Source organism: Pararhizobium qamdonense, from assembly GCF_029277445.1.
Taxonomy (GTDB): domain Bacteria; phylum Pseudomonadota; class Alphaproteobacteria; order Rhizobiales; family Rhizobiaceae; genus Pararhizobium; species Pararhizobium qamdonense.
Genome location: NZ_CP119566.1, coordinates 4,326,527 through 4,345,390 on the forward strand (window position 1 = coordinate 4,326,527; position 18,864 = coordinate 4,345,390).

At 62.2% G+C, this 18,864-nt stretch carries 19 protein-coding genes; 5 read left to right on the forward strand and 14 right to left on the reverse strand.

Annotation, left to right across the window (positions count from 1 at the left end):
* Positions 1–2: 2 nt before the first annotated feature.
* Positions 3–305 (reverse strand): NIPSNAP family protein, encoded by a 303-nt coding sequence (locus PYR65_RS21145; protein ID WP_276119390.1) that lies wholly within the window; start codon positions 303–305, stop codon positions 3–5.
* A gap of 22 nt (positions 306–327) precedes the next feature.
* Positions 328–1,224, reverse strand: a complete 897-nt coding sequence (locus PYR65_RS21150; RefSeq protein WP_276119391.1) for a DMT family transporter — start codon at positions 1,222–1,224, stop codon at positions 328–330.
* Between the two features lie 131 nt (positions 1,225–1,355).
* On the opposite strand from PYR65_RS21150, the gene PYR65_RS21155 reads away from it, so the two are divergent.
* Positions 1,356–1,802 carry an Lrp/AsnC family transcriptional regulator gene (locus tag PYR65_RS21155; RefSeq protein WP_276119392.1) on the forward strand — a complete coding sequence of 149 codons (447 nt, stop codon included), beginning with the start codon at positions 1,356–1,358 and terminating at the stop codon, positions 1,800–1,802.
* 3 nt (positions 1,803–1,805) lie between these two features.
* On the opposite strand, the gene PYR65_RS21160 is transcribed toward PYR65_RS21155, so the two are convergent.
* Both PYR65_RS21160 and dut read right to left on the reverse strand, forming a co-directional pair.
* Positions 1,806–2,705 (reverse strand): GNAT family N-acetyltransferase, encoded by a 900-nt coding sequence (locus PYR65_RS21160; protein ID WP_276119393.1) that lies wholly within the window; start codon positions 2,703–2,705, stop codon positions 1,806–1,808.
* Positions 2,706–3,176 (reverse strand): dUTP diphosphatase, encoded by a 471-nt coding sequence (gene dut, locus PYR65_RS21165; RefSeq protein ID WP_276119394.1) that lies wholly within the window; start codon positions 3,174–3,176, stop codon positions 2,706–2,708.
* 96 nt (positions 3,177–3,272) lie between these two features.
* Here dut and PYR65_RS21170 point away from each other — a divergent pair, with 96 nt between their 5' ends.
* From PYR65_RS21170 to PYR65_RS21180, 3 genes are all read left to right on the forward strand, one after another.
* The gene (locus PYR65_RS21170) at positions 3,273–4,856 is read left to right on the forward strand and encodes a peptide chain release factor 3 (protein ID WP_060638036.1); all 1,584 of its coding nucleotides are present in this window, start codon (positions 3,273–3,275) and stop codon (positions 4,854–4,856) included.
* 304 nt (positions 4,857–5,160) lie between these two features.
* The gene (locus PYR65_RS21175) at positions 5,161–6,201 is read left to right on the forward strand and encodes a ketopantoate reductase family protein (RefSeq protein WP_276119395.1); all 1,041 of its coding nucleotides are present in this window, start codon (positions 5,161–5,163) and stop codon (positions 6,199–6,201) included.
* A 3-nt stretch (positions 6,202–6,204) separates the two neighbouring features.
* On the forward strand, positions 6,205–6,561 hold the full coding sequence (locus tag PYR65_RS21180) for a VOC family protein (RefSeq protein WP_276119396.1): 357 nt from the start codon (positions 6,205–6,207) through the stop codon (positions 6,559–6,561).
* Between the two features lie 9 nt (positions 6,562–6,570).
* On the opposite strand, the gene PYR65_RS21185 is transcribed toward PYR65_RS21180, so the two are convergent.
* From PYR65_RS21185 to PYR65_RS21225, 9 genes are all read right to left on the reverse strand, one after another.
* Entirely contained in the window at positions 6,571–7,245 is a 675-nt protein-coding gene (locus tag PYR65_RS21185) for an HAD family hydrolase (protein ID WP_276119397.1), read from the reverse strand.
* 133 nt (positions 7,246–7,378) lie between these two features.
* Positions 7,379–7,990: a LysE family translocator gene (locus PYR65_RS21190; RefSeq protein ID WP_276119398.1), complete on the reverse strand. Its 612-nt coding sequence runs from the start codon at positions 7,988–7,990 to the stop codon at positions 7,379–7,381.
* Between the two features lie 75 nt (positions 7,991–8,065).
* Positions 8,066–8,860 carry an AraC family transcriptional regulator gene (locus PYR65_RS21195; RefSeq protein WP_276119399.1) on the reverse strand — a complete coding sequence of 265 codons (795 nt, stop codon included), beginning with the start codon at positions 8,858–8,860 and terminating at the stop codon, positions 8,066–8,068.
* 53 nt (positions 8,861–8,913) lie between these two features.
* Positions 8,914–9,318 carry a GFA family protein gene (locus tag PYR65_RS21200; protein ID WP_276119400.1) on the reverse strand — a complete coding sequence of 135 codons (405 nt, stop codon included), beginning with the start codon at positions 9,316–9,318 and terminating at the stop codon, positions 8,914–8,916.
* Between the two features lie 37 nt (positions 9,319–9,355).
* Positions 9,356–10,156 carry a 5-deoxy-glucuronate isomerase gene (gene iolB / locus PYR65_RS21205; protein WP_276119401.1) on the reverse strand — a complete coding sequence of 267 codons (801 nt, stop codon included), beginning with the start codon at positions 10,154–10,156 and terminating at the stop codon, positions 9,356–9,358.
* Positions 10,157–10,423: 267 nt separating this feature from the next.
* Positions 10,424–11,341 carry a myo-inosose-2 dehydratase gene (iolE, locus tag PYR65_RS21210; protein WP_276119402.1) on the reverse strand — a complete coding sequence of 306 codons (918 nt, stop codon included), beginning with the start codon at positions 11,339–11,341 and terminating at the stop codon, positions 10,424–10,426.
* 138 nt (positions 11,342–11,479) lie between these two features.
* Positions 11,480–13,330, reverse strand: coding sequence for a 3D-(3,5/4)-trihydroxycyclohexane-1,2-dione acylhydrolase (decyclizing) (iolD, locus tag PYR65_RS21215; protein ID WP_276119403.1), 1,851 nt, complete (start codon positions 13,328–13,330; stop codon positions 11,480–11,482).
* Positions 13,331–13,548: 218 nt separating this feature from the next.
* A complete protein-coding gene (locus tag PYR65_RS21220; RefSeq protein WP_276119404.1) occupies positions 13,549–15,480 on the reverse strand; it encodes a bifunctional 5-dehydro-2-deoxygluconokinase/5-dehydro-2-deoxyphosphogluconate aldolase in 1,932 nt (643 codons plus the stop codon).
* A 104-nt stretch (positions 15,481–15,584) separates the two neighbouring features.
* Entirely contained in the window at positions 15,585–16,448 is an 864-nt protein-coding gene (locus PYR65_RS21225) for a MurR/RpiR family transcriptional regulator (protein ID WP_276119405.1), read from the reverse strand.
* Between the two features lie 339 nt (positions 16,449–16,787).
* On the opposite strand from PYR65_RS21225, the gene PYR65_RS21230 reads away from it, so the two are divergent.
* On the forward strand, positions 16,788–17,615 hold the full coding sequence (locus PYR65_RS21230; RefSeq protein WP_276119406.1) for a class II glutamine amidotransferase: 828 nt from the start codon (positions 16,788–16,790) through the stop codon (positions 17,613–17,615).
* Here PYR65_RS21230 and coaBC read toward each other — a convergent pair.
* Positions 17,601–18,806 carry a bifunctional phosphopantothenoylcysteine decarboxylase/phosphopantothenate--cysteine ligase CoaBC gene (coaBC, locus tag PYR65_RS21235; protein ID WP_276119407.1) on the reverse strand — a complete coding sequence of 402 codons (1,206 nt, stop codon included), beginning with the start codon at positions 18,804–18,806 and terminating at the stop codon, positions 17,601–17,603. The genes PYR65_RS21230 and coaBC overlap by 15 nt on opposite strands.
* Positions 18,807–18,864: the final 58 nt, after the last annotated feature.

Here is an 18,864-nt window from a genome sequence, read left to right on the forward strand (position 1 = left end):
ATCTAAAAGATCGGCCGCATGAAGCTGCGCTCGTGGCTGACGATGCAGCGGGTCCTTTCGGCAAGCGCGTAAGCAGCCTGGCATTCGGCATCCTCAGCCATTTTCACGCGATAGTCTTCGTAGGCCGCAAGGCTTGGGAAGCTGAAAAGGGCGAGCGCAATATTGTTCGCCCCTTCCTGCGGCATGAAATAGCCGTGATGGGTGCCGCCGAGACGTTTGACCAGGGGGATCCAGAGTTTGGCATAGTCTTCGAATTCGGCGAGCTTGTAGGGATCGATCGTGTAGCGCAGATAGCAGGTGATCATGCAGGCCCCCATGAGTGAACTCTCAGCCTGCATGATGCCGCATCCGGCTTCGCCATGTCCAGCCGAATGTCATGCCGGCGGCCGCAATCAGGATTGCTGCTGAGCCGAGAAGCTGGGTCATCTGCAGCTGGTGGCCAAAGGCGATGCGGTCAACGGCAAGCGCTGCCACCGGATAGATGAAGGACAGCGCGCCGGTCAGATGGGTCGGCAATTTCTGGATTGCGCCGTAGAGCAGCACATACATCAGCCCGGTATGCACAGCGCCCATCGCCACCAGCAACGCCCATTGATAGGGCTGCGCTGGCAAGCCGGATGCGCCGGCGAAAGGAGCCAGCATCAACAGGCCGGTCACGACCTGGATCAGCGCGATCAGGTGCGGCGGCGTGCCCCTCAACCGCTTGGCGGCAAGGGCTGCGAGCGCGTAAAAGAACGCGGCCGCCAAGGCCATGGCAATCCCCGTCAGGTAATCGCTACCGGCATAACCGCCTGAGGGCTTTGCCTGAACGATCGCGACCATGCCCATAAAGGCGACGGCAAGCCAGCCGAGTTTGGTGGCGGTGATCTTTTCGCGGAACACCAGGCCGCCGATCGCCAACAGCATGAAGGGCTGGGTGTTATAGACCATGGTGGCAATGGAAATGGACGAGCGCGCATAGGCGCCGAACAGCAGCAGCCAATTGACGACGATGGCGACGCCGCCGATGACGGCCAGCGTAAACAGCCGCCATGTCAGAATGCCCGCGCGAAAATGGCCGAGGATGGCGCAGATCGTCAGAAGCGTCAGCGCCCCGAACAGGCAACGCCAGAACACCACATCAATCACAGGCTGGCCGGACATCAGCACGAACCAGCCGATCGTTCCCGAAATCAGCATGGCGGCGGTCATTTCGATGCTGCCGGTCCTGATATCCTTGTCCATTCATCCACCCTTTGAACGAAGCAGCAGATTATGGTGGAAGGACATCGGAATATATGGATTTTGGAAGGCTTTTTTGGCAATATGCCTTACCATGGAAGGCATGTCGTTTGTTTCGCCTTACGGAGTTCTCAATGCTCGACGATCTCGACCGGCGCCTGCTCGACATTCTCTCGTTCAATGCGCGGATATCGCTAAAAGAGCTGGCGCAGGAGGCGGGCCTGTCCTCGCCCAGCACCGCCGACCGCCTACGGCGGCTGGAGGATCGCGGCGTCATCACCGGTTTTACGGTTTCCATCAATCCAGCGGCGCTCGGTTATGCGCTGCAGGCGGTCGTTCGGGTGCGTCCCATGCCCGGCATGCTGCATATTGTCGAGAAGATGATCCAGGACACACCGGAATTCGTCGAATGCGACAAGGTGACGGGCGATGACTGCTTCATCGCCAAGCTTCTGGTGCGCGACATGGAGCAGCTGGACGCGATCCTCGACCGGATCGCCGAGCGATCCCAAACCAATACATCCATCGTCAAATCGTCGCCGGTGAAGCGCCGGCTGCCGCCGCTCGGCGCCATGAGATAGCCGTCAGAACTCGGCCATGGGCGACAGCATGACGGGGCTGGACACGGGGTTGGCATCGTCTCCCCGGACCATCAGGCAGATATCGGACGGAGACAGCTCCGGCGTGGCCTGCCAGCCCAATTTTCCGGGCGGGAAGTAAACCCGGACGTGATCGGGATGCTGATCAAGCGCGCTGAGAATGGCCGAGAGCGGCGGGATGGATTTTCCGGCGATGTCGAGAAGTTCGAACGTTGTGCCCTCGGATGTCCAGGCCACGACGGCTTCCCAGTCCTCCATTAAACTGAGCCTGATACCGGCATCGAAGGCACTGTTGAGCAGGAACATCTCCGCTTGCGCCGCCACGGCGAAAACCGGGGAAACCGGCGTTCTCCCCTGCAACGCGTGCCGGATCAGGGCGATATCGGCAGCTTTATCCAGTGACAGGGCGCGCGCCGGGCCGGCGGGCTTCGTTGCCACCGGCGGCGGGGAGCCTACAAACCGGTGCTGCGGCAGGATCCGGAAGCCATAGGGCTCATAGAGTGCCGGCTTGTCCGTCAAGAGGATACCGAGTTCAAATCCCTGTTCGTCGCACCAGCCGAACGCGCGGTTCATCAGGTCGCGATAAAGCCCCTTGCCGCGCCATTGCGGCCGCACCGCGCCCGACTGGAACCCCGCTGTCCGGACCAGGCGGCCATCGATTATCATTGGCATGGAAAAGACGCTGAAATTGGCAGCGCAAACGCCGTCCGCATCGAAATAACCAAACGGCATGCTGGTCGGGTCCGGACCGCCAAAGTGATCCTGGATGGAGACATCGATGCCGAACGTATCCTTGAGGAGGGCGGCCAGCGCGGCCCAGGCTGCAGGATCGTCAAAGTAATCCTGCCGGAATGTCAGGCCGTGGCTGTCTGCAGCGCCTGCCAATTAAACGCCGGTGGAGCCGAAGCCGCCGGCGCCGCGCGCGGTGTCGCTGGCATCCGTTGTTTCCAGCACGGCAATCTGCGTCACGGGAGCAATGACCATCTGGGCGATGCGCATGCCGCGCTCGATGAGGAAATCATCGTCGCCGAGATTGATCAACAGAACCTTGACCTCGCCGCGATAATCGCTGTCGATCGTGCCGGGTGTATTCAGGCAGGTGATGCCGTTCTTGAAGGCAAGGCCGGAGCGCGGGCGGATCTGCGCCTCGTAACCGGCGGGAACCTCGAAGATGAAGCCGGTCGGCACCAGCGCCCGTTTTCCGGGGCCGAGGAACAGCGGCCGGTCCGCCTCGACGGCGGCGCGAAGGTCCATGCCGGCGGCGCCTGCAGTCTCATAAGCGGGAAGATCGATGCCCTCGCCGTTTTGCAGGCGGACGAGCTTGAGGGCCGGGCGGGTGGAGGATGGAATAGACATGCTTCTTCCTAGCAATTCCGGCTTGGGTAGGGCCAATGCGAATTGCAAGTTATCCACGGAATCGCTACATACGCGGCAACTCACAGGATTCACATCATGGCCGAAAGTATCGCCGAGGCGGTTTCCCGCCGTCGCACCTTTGCTATTATTGCCCACCCGGATGCGGGTAAGACGACGCTGACCGAAAAACTGCTGCTGTTCGGCGGCGCGATCCAGCTTGCCGGCGAAGTCAAGGCGAAGAAGGACCGCATCCAGACGCGATCCGACTGGATGAAGATCGAGCGCGAACGCGGCATCTCGGTCGTCACCTCGGTGATGACCTTCGAATATCACGGCAATGTCTTCAACATTCTCGATACGCCCGGTCACGAAGACTTTGCCGACGATACCTATCGCACGCTGACCGCCGTCGATGCGGCCGTCATGGTCATCGATGCCGCAAAGGGCATCGAGCCACGGACGCTGAAGCTCTTCGAGGTTTGCCGCATGCGCGACATCCCGATCATTACCTTCATCAACAAGATGGACCGCGAAAGCCGCGATCCCTTCGAAATTCTCGATGAAGTGGAAGAGAAGCTGGCGCTCGATTGCGCGCCGGTGACCTGGCCGATTGGCCGTTCCAAGACCTTCTGCGGCTCCTATCACCTGGCCGACAATACCGTGCGCGGCTCCGACACGCAGGAAATCCCCACCAAGGTCAACGGCCCGGAAATGGTCGCCCACCGCTTGCCGGAAAACGAGCGCGAGGCCTTCATCGACGAGACGTCGCTCGCCATCGAAGCCTGCAAGCCCTTCGACAAGAAGGCTTTCCTCGAAGGCCATCTGACGCCGGTCTTCTTCGGCTCGGCGCTCCGGAACTTTGGCGTGCGCGACCTGATCAACGCGCTGGGTGACATCGCACCGCCGCCGCGCGACCAGGTGGCCGATATCCGGACCGTGCATGCAACCGACGAGAAAATGACCGCCTTCGTCTTCAAGATTCAGGCCAACATGGACCCGAACCATCGCGACCGCATCGCCTTTGCCCGCGTCTGCTCCGGCAAGCTGGAACGCGGCATGAAGGCGCGGCTGGCGCGGACCGGCAAGCAGCTCGGGCTGACCGCGCCGCAGTTCTTCTTCGCCTCGCAGCGGCAGCTGGCCGACACCGCCTATGCCGGCGACGTGGTGGGTATCCCCAATCACGGCACGCTGCGGATCGGCGACACGCTGACCGAGGGCGAGCAGCTGGTGTTTCAGGGTGTGCCGAACTTCTCGCCGGAAATCCTGCGCCGCGTGCGCCTGGAAGATGCGATGAAGGCAAAGAAGCTCAAGGAAGCGCTGCAGCAGATGGCCGAAGAAGGCGTCGTGCAGCTGTTTTCGCCCGAAGACGGCTCGCCCGCCATTGTCGGCGTCGTCGGCGCGCTGCAGCTGGACGTTCTGAAAGAACGGCTGCAATCGGAATACGGCCTGCCGGTCTCCTTCGACATTGCCCGCTTTTCGGTCTGCCGCTGGATTTCGGCCGACCAGCCGGCGGATCTCGACAAGTTCATTACCGCCCGGCGCGGCGATATCGCCCGCGATCTCGATGGCGATCCGGTGTTTTTGGCGCAGGACACGTTCTCGCTGCGCTACGAGGCGGAGCGTTATCCCGCCATCAAGATGATCGCCATCAAGGAATATCACGTCGCAAAGGCGGCGTGATTGCTCTCAATCTCCCCTTCTCCCCGGCGGGGAGAAGGCGCCCGAAGGGCGGATGAGGGGGCGGGACGCTCCGAATTTGCCGAAAGGCCCCCTCATCGCCTCACTGCGTTCGGCACTTCTCCCCGCGGGGGAGAGGGGGAGATCGGGGAGCGCCCACCGTGCATTCGGGCTCCTACGCGTTCTCGCGCGCCATAAAGTAGCCGGTTGCGATCACGTTTTAGCGGCAGGCAGATTTCGCGGCTGGCCGCGTGCTTTGGCCGTTGCTACGACAGTGACAGCGAAGGAAACGCCTGGAGGGGACGATATGGAAAGTACCGAAACGAAGCCGGGCCAGTTCCGCAGCATCTGCATTTTCGGCGCAGGCGCCATTGGCGGGGCGCTGGCGGCGCGGCTGGCGTCCTCTCCGATGCTCAAGGGCGCGACGATCACGGCGATCGCGCGCGGCGCACATCTCAACGCCATCCGGGACAAGGGTCTGCACCTGCATGAGCCCGGCAAGACCGAGCCGCTGGTTGCCAGATTTGCCGCAACCGGTAATGCAGGCGAACTTGAGCGCCAAGACCTCGTCATTGTGACCCTCAAGGGACATCAGCTGACGGCAGCCAGCGCCGACATTGCCGGCCTTTTGAAACCGGACAGCCGCGTGGTGATGATCCAGAACGGTATTCCTTGGTGGTATTTCCATGGCGACAAGACGAGTGGTCTTGAAGGCCGCAAGGTCGAGGCGCTCGATCCGGATGGCCTGATCTGGCAGCGGATCGGCCCGCAGCGCGTGATCGCCGGGGTCATCTATCAGGGCGCGCAGATGCTGGAGCCCGGCCATATCCGGCTCACCAGCGGCGGCCTTCTGCATCTCGGCGAGCCCTCCGGCGCGATCTCGCCGGAACTGACGGCGATTGCGGATCTGCTGCAGGCCAGCGGCTGGACGATCAAGACGACGGATCGCATCCGCGATGAGATCTGGTCGAAATTTCTCGGCAACGCGGCCTTCAATCCGATCAGCGCGCTGACCAGGGGGCGGATTTCGGAGATCATGGACGGACCGGCCGTGGACCTGGTGAAGCAGGTTATGACGGAGGTGCATAGCGTCGCCGGGAAGCTCGGCTGCCATGTCCGCGAAACGGTGGAGGAGAAGCTGGAGCATGGCCGGGGGCTCGGCAATGCCAAGACCTCGATGCTGCAGGATCTCGAACAGGGCCGGCCGATGGAGATCACGCCGCTCACCCGCGCCGTCACGCTTTTGGGGCGCATGGCCGGTGTGCCGACACCGGCCAACGACATGCTCCTGTCCCTGATCTCGCAACTCGACGCGTCGATGGCGAAAGCGCGGGCACAGGAGATTTGAGCGATGACCGTTCTTCGTATCGTCGCCAATCTTGAGGCCAGGGACCCTGAGGCGGGCCGGGCCTTTTATAGCGACCTGCTCGGTCTCGACCTCGTCATGGACCACGGCTGGATCCTGACTTTCGCATCCGGGGAGCAGGCGCCAGCACAGGTGTCCATCGCCAGCGAAGGCGGCTCCGGAACGCCGGTGCCGCAGCTGTCCATCGAGGTCGATAATGTCGATGAGATCCATGCAAAAGCCAAGCGGATGGGCCTGGAGATCGTCTATGAAATCACCGACGAACCCTGGGGGGTGCGGCGCTTCTACGTCCGCGACCCCTTCGGCACGATCGTCAATATCCTCACCCACACGGGGCGGTGATGGTTGCGATCAGCGGCGATCGGTCAGGGTGAGATCACCGTTTTCATCGACCGAGACTTCGATGCCGATATAGCCCGGGATCGTCTGGTGGGTTGTTACGAACGGATGGGTGTGCGTGGCGGTGATGACCATCACGTCGGACCCGGCCGCTTCGCCGGCGATGACGCCGGCGGCGACGTCTTCGAACACGAGGCAATCCTTGGCATCGAAGCCGACGCGCTTGGCGCCGAGCAGGTAGCATTCCGGGCTCGGCTTGCCGCGCGAGACATCCTCGGCGATGACGATGAATTTCGGCTCCGGCAGGCCGGCGGCGGCGATGCGCACCTTGGCGAGTTCACGCGGCGACGAGGTGACGATGGCCCAGCGCTCCGGCGGCAGGCTTTTGAGAAATTCAATCGCGCCCGGCAGCGGCTTGACGCCCTCGATATCCTCGATCTCGCCCTGGCAGATGATCGCCGATTCCGCTTCCGGATCGACGCCCGGCAAGCCCAGCTGGCGGATCGTATCGACGCCGCGCTTGCCGTGCATGGTCGGCAGGAAGGTGGCGACGTCCAGGCCGTGGCTTGCAGCCCATTTCCCCCAGACCCGTTCGGCCGCTTCGATGGAGCTCAGGAGCGTTCCATCCATATCGAACAGAAAGGCGGAGTATTTCTTGCCGAAGACCGGCTGGGACACTGAAGACACGGGGACTGACTCCTTTGAAGGTCGCCGCCTGTCTTGTGACTGCGCGGCTTACCCCGTTCGAATAAGGGGATTCCCCCTCAAGATCAAATGGATATCGCCTCTGGACGGGCCCCGGCGAGCTTTCTTGCCCGCCTTAGCGCGCAGAGAGCGCCAGCCGCAGCCCCATCAGCCCGAAGGCACCGGCAAAACCGCGTCGCAGCCAGAGGGTCACGCCAGGACGCGAAATGACATGGCGCCGTGCCGCTGCGGCAAAGACGCCGTAGAACACGAAAATGATGAAGGTGAGCGCCATGAACACGGCGGCAAGCCACAGCATAGACAGGGTGGGCGACGGTGTGGCATCCGGCACGAATTGCGGTAGGAAAGCCAGAAAGAACAGCGACAGTTTCGGATTGAGACTGTTGAGCAGAATGGCCGTTGCGATGATCTTGCCGGGCCGCATGGGCCGGGCTTTCTCCGTGACCTGCAGGCTTTCGGCATCGCGAAGGACGCTAAAGGCCATATACAGCAGATAGGCAACGCCGAGATATTTGATCACCTCAAAGGCCAGCGCGCTGGTGTGCAGAAGGGCCGCCAGTCCCGCGACGCTGGCAATGATATGCGGCAGAATGCCGAGCGTGCAGCCGAAGGCCGCGAGAATGCTGGCGCGCGCGCCGGAATTGAGGCCCGTTGCCAGCGTATAGAGCACGCCGGTGCCGGGCAGCAGGATAACGACGATGGATGTCAGCAGATATTCAAGGGTCATGATGCACTCCGCTCAATGAGGAAGGCCGCAGAAAAGCGGATATTTGCCCGCTGGTCTTGAACGAAATTGCAGGGGTCAGCGATGCGCCAGAGCGTAGGCGCCCGGCGTGATGCCATAGGCGCGGACGAAAGCCCGGGTCATATGGCTCTGGTCGGCAAAGCCGCCGGCAAAGGCCGCATCGGCAAGCGGCGTCCCCTTGGCGATCATCCGGCGAACGGAGCGGATGCGGCGCTGCACGAGATAGGCATGCGGGGTCATGCCGGTCATTTCAGAAAAGGCCCGCACCACCTGGAAACGGCTGAGGCCGCTTGCGGCAGCGAGATCGGCAAGCGACGTGGCGGCAGCGGGATCATCGTCCAGCATGGCCATGGCCCGTTTGACGGATGGCGGGACGAAACGGGAAACGTTACGGCGGGTCATCAGGGAAGCAAGCAGCTGCAGGAATCCTGATTCCGGCGCCAGTGTTTCACCCATCTGCGTCATCGCTGCATAGACCGGCAGCAGACTTCGAACGGCTCGTCCGTCGTGCATGACCGGCTGCGAAAAGACAAAATCCTCCGCCCTGCCCTCGCCGATATCCAAAACGGCCTCAGCAATCACCTCCGGATCGACATAGAGCATCCGCCAGGCACGGCCTTCAGCGCCGATCGGATGGCCGTCGTGCACTTCACCGGGATTGACGGTGATCATGTCGCCGGGACCGGCTTCGACCGGACCGCGGCCGCTGGCAGATTTCTGGGCGCCGCGCAGGATGACGCCGATGCCGAACTGGTCATGCGTATGGCGGCCGAAACTATGGGCGGTATCCGCCTCGACGGCCTCCACCCCCTTCATTGCACAGGGACGCATCCGGAATATCCCGGTTTTCATGACCTGCACCGCTCCTCAGTCGCACACTTCATTCGCGCTCTTATTCGCGCACTTCATTCGCGCTCCCGGCCCGGCAGCGCATCGCGCTCGCCAAACCAGTTGGCCGCAGAAGAACACCAGATCTGATGCTTGGGCGCAAGATCGCGGCGCTCAGTGATATTGCCCCAACGGATACCGACCTCTTCGGCATCCGCACCGGTGCCCGTCGTATAAATTGGTGAACCGCAATTGCCGCAGAACATCTGGAAGCGCGTGCTGCCATTGTCGCCAGTCTTCGTATAGGTCTTTGGCTCGCCCGCAATGATGCGGAAATCGGCTGCCGGCACGGAGACCGTCACCCGGTAGGGCGAGCCGGTCAGATGCTGGCAATCGGTACAATGGCAGATGCCGATCTTGTCCGGATCGATCTCAGCCTCATACCGGATCGCGCCGCAGTGACAATGTCCATCGATATGCATGATGCTGTTTCTCCTCGTTCAGAAGGAAACTAGCGCATCAGACGCCGGTGAACAGCCAGGCATGTTCCTTAGCATTGTTGAATTTCCAGACGCGGGACGGGCCGGCCATCACATTGAGATAATAGAGGTCGTAGCCATGGATCGCTGCCACCGGATGATATCCCTTCGGCACCAGCGTCACGTCACCATCCTCCACCGCCATCGTCTCGTCCAGCGAGCGGTCATCGGTGTAGACCCGCTGCATGGCAAAGCCCTGGGATGGGTTCAGCCGGTGATAATAGGTTTCTTCCAGAAAGCTCTCGGCCGGCAGATTGTCCTCGTCATGCTTGTGCGGCGGATAGGACGATGTATGGCCGCCGGGGGTGATGACCTCGACCACCAGCAGGGAATGGGCGGCATTGTCGTCTTCCGGCATGATGTTGGTGACATAGCGGGTGTTGGTATTCTTGCCGCGTGTCATTTGCGGGTGAGTGCCTGCAGGGATGGGTTTGGTCTTGAAGCCGCCACCGCCCGGCGCGGAGCAGACGGCGAGTTCGAGATCGGTAACGGCCGTTACCTGCCATGCTGCGCCCGGCGCGACATATAACGCATGCGGCGCGCCGTCGAACGGCGTCATGCGCTCGCCCACCACGCCAAAATCCTGACCGTCAACGCTGGTCTCGCCCTTACCACTGACCCACACCAGGCAGACCTCGCGATCCCCGGTTTCGCCCGAGACCGTCTCGCCTGCCTTCACCCTGTTGAGATCGAAGCCGACATAGGTCCAGCCGGCGTTTTGCGGCGTGACGTGCGTTACGCGGCCTTTGTCGCCCTTGGGTTTTACGAGCAGGTTCGGCATGATGTTCTCCTCATGTGTTCGAGGAGCGTTTCTACCCCTCACCAAGTGCGCCCATGCGTTCGACTGCGTCTCACGCGGGCTTACTATCCTCTCCCGCAAGGGGAGAGGTAGGGTGCCACAATCACCGCCCCTCACATGAGGCAGGATGGTGCGGCAGGTTTTACCTCTCCCCTTGCGGGAGAGGATACGCAGGCAGGGTGAGCATTTGCGAACCCTTGGCCGAAGTTGGTGAGGGGTAAACCACCCCACCAAATGTGCCCGAAGCGATCACCCCTTCGGAAACCCTTCCGTTTCCACTGTATAGCCTGCAGCGGTCATGACGCGCATCAGTTCGGCATAGCCGACCTCTGCCATCCTTTGCGGCGGCGACTTGCGGGGGTCCTGCTCGGCTTCGACGACGAACCAGCCTTCATAGCCGTAATCAGCAAAACGCTGAACGATCGCGCCAAAATCGAGCGAGCCGTCGCCGGGCACAGTGAACGCGCCGAGCGCCACCGCGTCCAGGAAGGACTGGCGGCTGCGATCCAGGCCGTCGACGACGGATTGGCGGATGTCCTTCACATGCACGTGGTTGATGCGGGCATGGTGGTTGTCGATGGCGCGCAGCACGTCGCCGCCGGCAAAGGCCAGATGGCCGGCATCCAGAAGCAGCGGGATGCCCTCGCCCGAATTCTTCATGAAGGCGTCGAGTTCCGGCTCGGTTTCCACGACAGCCGCCATATGGTGGTGGTAGGAGAGCGGCATGCCCTGGTCTGCACACCATTCGCCGAATTCGGTAACGCGGCGGGCATAGGCTTTCATCTCGTCATCGCCAAGGCGCGGCTTGGTGGCGAGCGGTTTGGACCGGTCGCCCTGGATCGAACGGCCGACTTCGCCATAGACGATGCAAGGCGCATTGACAGCCTTGAACAGCTCGATCATCGGCGCGATGCGGTCCTTGTTGGCTGAGAGATCCTCATCGACCAGCGTGCCGGAAAACCAGCCGCCGCAGAGCGTCACGTCGGCCGCGCGCAGGATCGGCAGCATCTCGTCGGGATTGTTGGGAAAGCGGCGCCCCTGCTCCATGCCGGTAAAGCCGGCGCTGCGCGACTGGCGCAGGCATTCCTCCAGCGACACGTCGTCGCTCAGTTCCGGAAGGTCGTCGTTCCACCAGGCAATGGGCGACATGCCGAGTTTGGCTTTCATGAACATTCTCCTTGGAAAGAAGGCGGCCGGCCTTCCCCTCTCATTTTGTATTGCCGTCATCCCCGGGCTTTCCGATGGCGCCTTGCGGCTGGATCCTCGGGGCGAGCCCGAGGATGACGGAGTGTGTGAATACCTGTTCTAACCGATACGCTGCGACGCGAGCGCCTTTTCATAGCCCTTGCGGGCCGCGTTGACCTCGGAGCGGACGGAGACTTCCGGGACCGCCACATCCCACCAGTTGCCACCCTCGCCGGTGGTGATCAGCGGGTCGGTATCGATGACGATGACGGTGGTGCGGTTTTCGCCGGCGGTTTCCTTCAGCGCGATTTCCAGCTCGCTGATCGAGGCGACCTTGCGGGTGAGCGCCCCCATGGCTGCAGCATGACCGGCAAAATCGATCGCCGGCAGCGTGACGTGATGGGTGTCGCGAAGCAGGTTGTTGAAGTTGGCACCGCCGGTCGCCATCTGCAGCCGGTTGATGCAGCCGTAACCGGCATTGTCGAGCAGCACGATGGTGATCTTGGCGCCGAGCATGATCGACGAGGCAATTTCTGCGTTCAGCATCATGTAGCTGCCGTCGCCGACCATGACGATGACGTCGCTGTCGGGCTTGGCGAGCTTGACGCCGAGGCCGCCGGCGACTTCATAGCCCATGGTCGAGAAGCCGTATTCCATGTGATAGCTGCCGGGGGCATCCGCCTGCCAGAGCTTGTGCAATTCACCGGGAAGACCACCGGCGGCGCAGACCAGCGTGGTATTTTCCGTGCGGGCCCGCTGGACGGCGCCGATCACCTGCGCGTCGGAGGGCAGCGCTGCGTTGGTCGCTGCAGTCGCCTTGTCTGCGGCCTTCAGCCATTCGGCCTTGCCGTCCGTTGCCTTCCGCGTCCAGCTGGCATCCACCTTGTGCGACCCCAGACCGGCGCTCAGCGCATCGAGGCCGACGCGGGCGTCGGAGACCAGCGGTAGGGCTTCATGCTTGGCGGCGTCGAAGGCTTGCGTGTTGAGGCCGATGATCTTCAGGCTGTCGTTCTTGAACAGCGACCAGGAGCCGGTGGTGAAATCCTGCAGGCGCGAGCCGACGGCGAGAACGACATCGGCATCCTCGGCCATCTGGTTGGAGGCCGATGTGCCGGTGACGCCGACCGAGCCCATGTTGAGAGGATGGCTGTGCGGCAGCGATGATTTTCCGGCCTGGGTTTCGACGACCGGAATGCCATGCCGTTCTGCAAAGGCCGCAAGCGTCTTGCTGGCTTCGGAATACAGCACGCCGCCGCCGGAAATGATGACCGGCTTTTTCGCCGCTTTGAGCACCGCGATCGCATGGGCCAGTTCGTCCGCATCCGGATGCAGGCGGCGCGAGGTCCAGACTTTTTCGTCAAAGAAGCTTTCGGGATAATCATAGGCTTCCGCCTGCACATCCTGGCAGAGCGACAGCGTGACCGGGCCGCAATCGGCGGGATCGGTCAGCACCTGCATGGCGCGGCGCAGCGCCGGGATGATCTGTTCGGGGCGGGTGATCCGGTCGAAATAGCGCGAAACCGGGCGGAAGCAGTCGTTGACGGTCATCGTGCCATCGCCGAAATCCTCGATCTGCTGGAGGACCGGGTCCGGACGGCGATTGGCAAAGACATCGCCGGGGAGAAGCAGGACCGGCAGGCGGTTGACATGGGCAAGGGCTGCCGATGTCACCATGTTAAGCGCGCCGGGGCCGATCGACGTGGTGCAGGCCATGAAGCGGCGGCGGAAGCTTGCCTTGGCAAAGGCGATCGCCGCATTGGCCATGCCCTGCTCGTTCTGGGCGCGGTAGGTCGGCAGCGTGTCCTTGATGCCATGCAGCGCCTCGCCGATACCGGCGACATTGCCATGGCCGAAAATGGCGAAGACACCGCCGAAGATCGGGGTCTTCTCACCGTCGATCACGGTCATCTGCTTGGTCAGAAACCGCGCGACGGCTTGCGCCATGGTCAGGCGAACGGTCTTGTGGCTCATTGTTTCCTCCTCGAACGAGGACATTGCCTCGCATTAAACCTTGTCTATGAGGAAAGTTTTACCCCCCTCTGTCCCTTTGGGACATCTCCCCCTCAAGGGGGGAGATCATTCTTTTCCCGTTGTTGGCACATCAGTTCCGGTTCATCTCCCCCCTTGAGGGGGAGATGTCGGCGTCGCCGACAGAGGGGGGGTACAGCCACGAATGCCGCACCACCCCATCAGGCGGCCTTCGTTTCCGCCAGCCCGAGCCAGAGATTGACCAGCGCCTCGAACTTGCCCGCCATATCGGCGATCGCCTGTTCGTCATCGATCTCGCCCGCCAGCCAGGCCTTGCTGGCCTCGGCGAAGATCGTGCGGCCGACGGCGAAACCCTTGACGGTCTTTGATGTGCGGGCGGCGGCAAAGCCGTCCTTCAGCGCCTCATAGGGCGCTTCCAGCCCAAGCAGGACAACGCCCCGGCAATGGGGATCGCGCGCTTCGATCACGGCATCGACCGCGGCCCAGGCGGCGCGGCTTGCCTGCGGCTCCAGTTTCCACCAGTCCGGCTTCAGGCCGGCATCGTAGAGTTCGGTGAGTGCCCTCGGGATCGTGGTATCATCAAGCGTACCATGTTTGCCGGCGATGATCTCGATGAGGATTTCGCGGCCGACCTTGCGGGCCGCCTCGAAGGCGGATCGCAGCTTGGCAATCTGGGCGGCCTTCATCTCTGCGGGATCATCGGGATGGAAGAAGCTCAGGACCTTGATGCAGTGATCGACCGGCCATTCGATCAGCCGGCTGCCGAGATCCTGGCTGAACTCGAACTGCAGCGGACGCGAGCCAGGAAGCTCGATCGGCTTGCCGATCCAGAAGTTCTTGTTGACGGCATAGAGCGCATCGCGGCCATATTTGTCGTCGATCAGCATGCCGAAGCCGGGACGGCCATTGGCGATGCGCTCGGCCGCCTTGACGGCGAGAACCTTGAAGGCCGGGATGCGGGCCAAAAGCTCGGCATTGTCCCCGGCGAGATCCTCCAACTGACTGCGGTGATCGATGGCGAGCGCCATCAGCTGCGGGATTTCGCGGCGCCGCGTGGTTGCCCAATGAATGTGGTTGATCGCCTCGTCCTTGCGCAGCGCCTTTTCCTTGCTGCCCTTTTCGAGGAAAAATTGCAGCTCGGTCCAGGTCGGGATTTCCGGCGCGCAGAGCAGGCGCGACACGGCAAAGGCGCCGCAGGCATTGGCCCAGGTGGCCGAGGTCGCGTGCGGCTCGTCTTTCAGCCAGCCGCGCAGGAAACCGGACATGAACGCGTCGCCGGCGCCAAGCACGTTGTAGACCTCGATCGGAAAACCCTTGCCGACAATGCCGTCTTCCAGATTATCGGAGATGGCGCCATCATAGACGATGCAGCCCATCGGGCCGCGCTTCAAGACGATCGTCGCCTTCGAATTGGCGCGTATGGTCTTCAGCGCTGCCAGAAGATCGCTGTCGCCGGATGCGATCAGCACTTCCTCTTCGGTGCCGACGATCAGGTCGCAATCGGCAAGCACAGTCTTTAGATGCGCCGACACTTTTTCCGAGGCGATGTAGCGATTGTCACCGGCATCATGGCCGGCAAGGCCCCACAGGTTCGGGCGGTAATCGATATCGAACACCACCTTGGCGCCGCTTTCCTTGGCGATGCGGATCGCCTTGCGCTGGGCGGCATCGGTATGCGGCTTGGCGAAATGCGTGCCCGTGACCAAGATGGCGCGGGCCGAACGGATGAAGTCCTCGGAAATATCGTCTTCGCAGAGCGCGCTATCGGCGCAATTGTCGCGGTAGAACAGCAACGGGAAGGAATGGTCGCTTTCGACAGCCAGGATGGCAAGGGCCGTCAACCGCTCGGGATCGGTGACGATACCCTTCGTCTCGACACCCTCGCGCTCCAGCTGCTCGCGGATGAAGCGGCCCATCTGCTCCTTGCCGACACGGGTCAGAAGCGCCGATTTCAGGCCGAGGCGCGCGGTGCCGACGGAAATATTTGTGGGGCAGCCACCGACGGATTTGGCGAAGCTGGCGACATCTTCAAGCCGGGTTCCGATCTGCTGGCCGTAAAGATCGACCGAGGCGCGGCCGATGGTGATAAGATCAAGCGGCTTGTCCGCCTGCGTACCGTTGCTCTGGCTCACTGCTTCCTCCCGGCGGGCGCTTGCGTCGCGCCGACATTTTTATTGGCTGGTGGGGTATCGCCGTTATGAAACATAAATTCCGTCGTTTAGTCAATGTGGAATTTTCATTCTATTAAATCATCTTCGCCGATCCGCCGCCTTTTTTCCGCAACGGCAACCGTCAGCGCCATGGCGAAGGCCATGCTGGCGGAGAGCGAGCGAAACCCGGCATGATCGGCCTCGACCAGCTCGAACCAGACTTTCGAGGATTCCGCCAGCGGCGAGAAGGCCGAATCGGTCAGGGATACGACGGGGACCCTGCGATTGGCGAGCAGCTTGGCCTGATTGACGCTCTCGGACGCATAGGGCGAGAAACTGACGGCGAAGGCCGCATCCTTCGGGCCGGCCATGGCCAGAATATCGTCATCGATCCCGGCCGCCGTGCCGACCAGCTGATATTTGACCTTCAGCTTTCCAAAGGCATAGGCCATGTAACCGGAGATCGGATAGGACCGCCGCTTGGCGACGAGATAGATGGTTTCGGCCGCAGCCAGGATATTGACGGCGCGCTCGAAGGCTTCAGGCTCGACGGAACTGGCGATATTGTCGAGGGAACGATGGGCTGCGGCCACGAAGCCGTTGAAGATCGAGCCGCTTTCCAGCTTGCTGTGATCATTGCCACTCAGTGCCTTCAGGCGCTCATCATAGCCGGGCGTGCGCTCGCGCAAACGTGCCCGGAAAATCTGCTGCAGGCTGGAAAACCCTTCAAAGCCGAAATGCTGGGCAAAGCGCACCAGCGTCGAGGGCTGAACATCGGCGGACGTTGCGATGCTGGCTGCCGTGCCGAAGGCGATCTCGTCGGGATTGTCGAGCGCATAGGCTGCCACTTGGCGCAGCCGCTTCGGCAGCTGCGCCTTGCGCTCCAGGATGATCGTCTTGAGCCCGTCGAAATCCTGCGGAATGGCGATGCTGTTTTCGGGTTCGGCCATGGATCCGGGTCTCTTCCTGCTCTCTGCTGTCGCGTAGGACCTTATGCAAAACATCGCCGCAAGAATAGAACATACATTCCACATCTGCATTTTTTCGGCGGTTTAGCGGGTATTCCAAGGATGATGCCTACCAGTGGTTGCCGGACTGAATGGGCCGGTTTCTCGTCCGGCATTCCCCATCAAACAGGCCGGACGTCCCAAAATGGCCAATTGACCGGGAAGATGGGGAAATGATTGAGTTCGTTAACGCATTTTTACCATGTTCGGCCGGATGATCGGCCAATATCATGGTTAACGAACCATCAAGGCGGGCCATCCCCGCAATCCGGAGTATCCTGCATGTGCCGCTGGGCAGCCTATCGCGGAGAGCCGCTTTATCTGGAAGAACTGGTGTCCTCGCCGGCCCATTCGCTGATCGAGCAATCCCATTGCGCCACCCGCGCCAAGACGGCGACCAACGGTGACGGCTTCGGCATCGCCTGGTACGGCGATCATCCGGAACCCGGCCGCTACCGCGATATCCTGCCTGCCTGGTCAGACTGCAACCTGAAAAGCATTGCTAGGCAGATCCGCTCGCCGCTGTTTCTCGCCCATGTGCGGGCTGCGACCGGCGGCGGCACGCGGCGCGACAATTGCCACCCCTTCGTGCATGGCCGCTGGTCCTTCATGCACAACGGCCAGATCGGCGATTTCGAGCATTTGCGCCGGCCGATGGAGGCGATGCTCGACAACGATCTCTACACCGCCCGCACCGGCTCGACCGATAGTGAACTTCTCTTCTTGCTGGCGCTGCAGTTCGGCCTAGATCAGGATCCGCTGGGCGCAATCGCCGAGACGCTCGCTTTCGTCGAACGGCTGGCCGAGCACCTGGAGCGCAAGGTTCTGGTGCGTTTCACGGCGGCACTTTCCGACGGACATGATCTCTATGCCGTGCGCTATGCATCCGACTGGAAGGCGCCGACGCTCTATGCGTCGCCGATGGGGCCCAGCGGCGGCTATTGCTTGGTCTCCGAGCCGCTGAACGACGACGACAATACCTGGGTGGAAATTCCGGATGGAACCGCCGTCATCGTCGGCGAAAACGGCGTCGATGTGCGCCTGTTCGGCACGGCGGGTACAGCGCCCGGCACGGCGCGGATGGACCGGATGGTATCAGCGGAAATGTGAGGCGATCAGCGCGCCGAGCCGTTCGGCTACGGCCTGCTTGTCCATTTCCGGCCAGTCCTCGTCACCCGACTTGCCGATCACCTTCACCGTATTGCGATCACCGCCCATGATGCCGGTATGGGGCGAGACGTCATTGGCAAGAATGTAATCGGCACCCTTGCGCACCAGCTTCGAGCGGCCGTTTTCAGCGACATTCTGCGTCTCTGCAGCAAAACCGATCACCAGTTCCGGCCGTTTGGCATGATGGCCGATGGTTTTGAGGATATCCGGATTTTCGGTCAGCAGCAGCGGCGGCGGCGCTTCGCCGGGCTGCTTCTTGATCTTGTTGCCGGACGCGCTTGCCACCCGCCAATCGGCCACAGCGGCGACCATGACGGCAATATCGGCCGGCAATGCCGCAAGGACCGCGTCACGCATCTCTTCGGCCCGCTCCACATGCACGACCGTGACCCCTTTCGGATCGGCGATGGTGACCGGTCCGGAGACCAGCGTCACATCGGCGCCGAGCCGGGCGAGTTCGGCGGCAATGGCATGGCCCTGCTTGCCGGACGAGCGGTTGGCGATATAGCGCACGGGATCGATCGGCTCATGCGTCGGTCCGGATGTGACGATGGCTTTTTTACCGGTGAGAGGTTTGGGGCTTATATCGAGCAGCGCCTCTGCGGCAGCGGCGACATCAAGCGGTTCCGCCATCCGCCCCTCGCCTTTTTCGCCGCTTTCGGCCATTTCGCCGGAAGCTGGACCGATGAAACGGATGCCATCGGCAACAAGCGTTGCATGATTGCGGCGGGTGGCGGGATGCGACCACATTTTCGGGTTCATGGCAGGGGCGGCAAGCACCGGCGTATCGGTCGCCAGAAGGATGGTGGAGGCGAGATCATCGGCAAGGCCATGCGCCATTTTCGCCATCAGGCCGGCGGTCGCGGGCGCGATCACGATCAGATCGCAATCGCGGGCGAGACGGATATGGCCGACATCCTGTTCGTCCTCGCGGGAAAACAGCTCGGTGAAGACCTTATCGGCAGCCAGTGCGCCGACGGCAAGCGGGGTGACGAAGGCCTGCGCACCGGCCGTCATCACCGGGCGCACGGATGCTCCGCGCTCACGCAGGCGCCGGATCAGATCGAGGCTCTTATAGGCTGCGATCCCACCGGAAATGATGAGGAGGATACGTTTTCCCTGAAGCGTCATGGCGAATTCCGTTGCCGGGCGGCGGTTGCGCCTGCCCTTCCGGCTGGACCCTACTCGA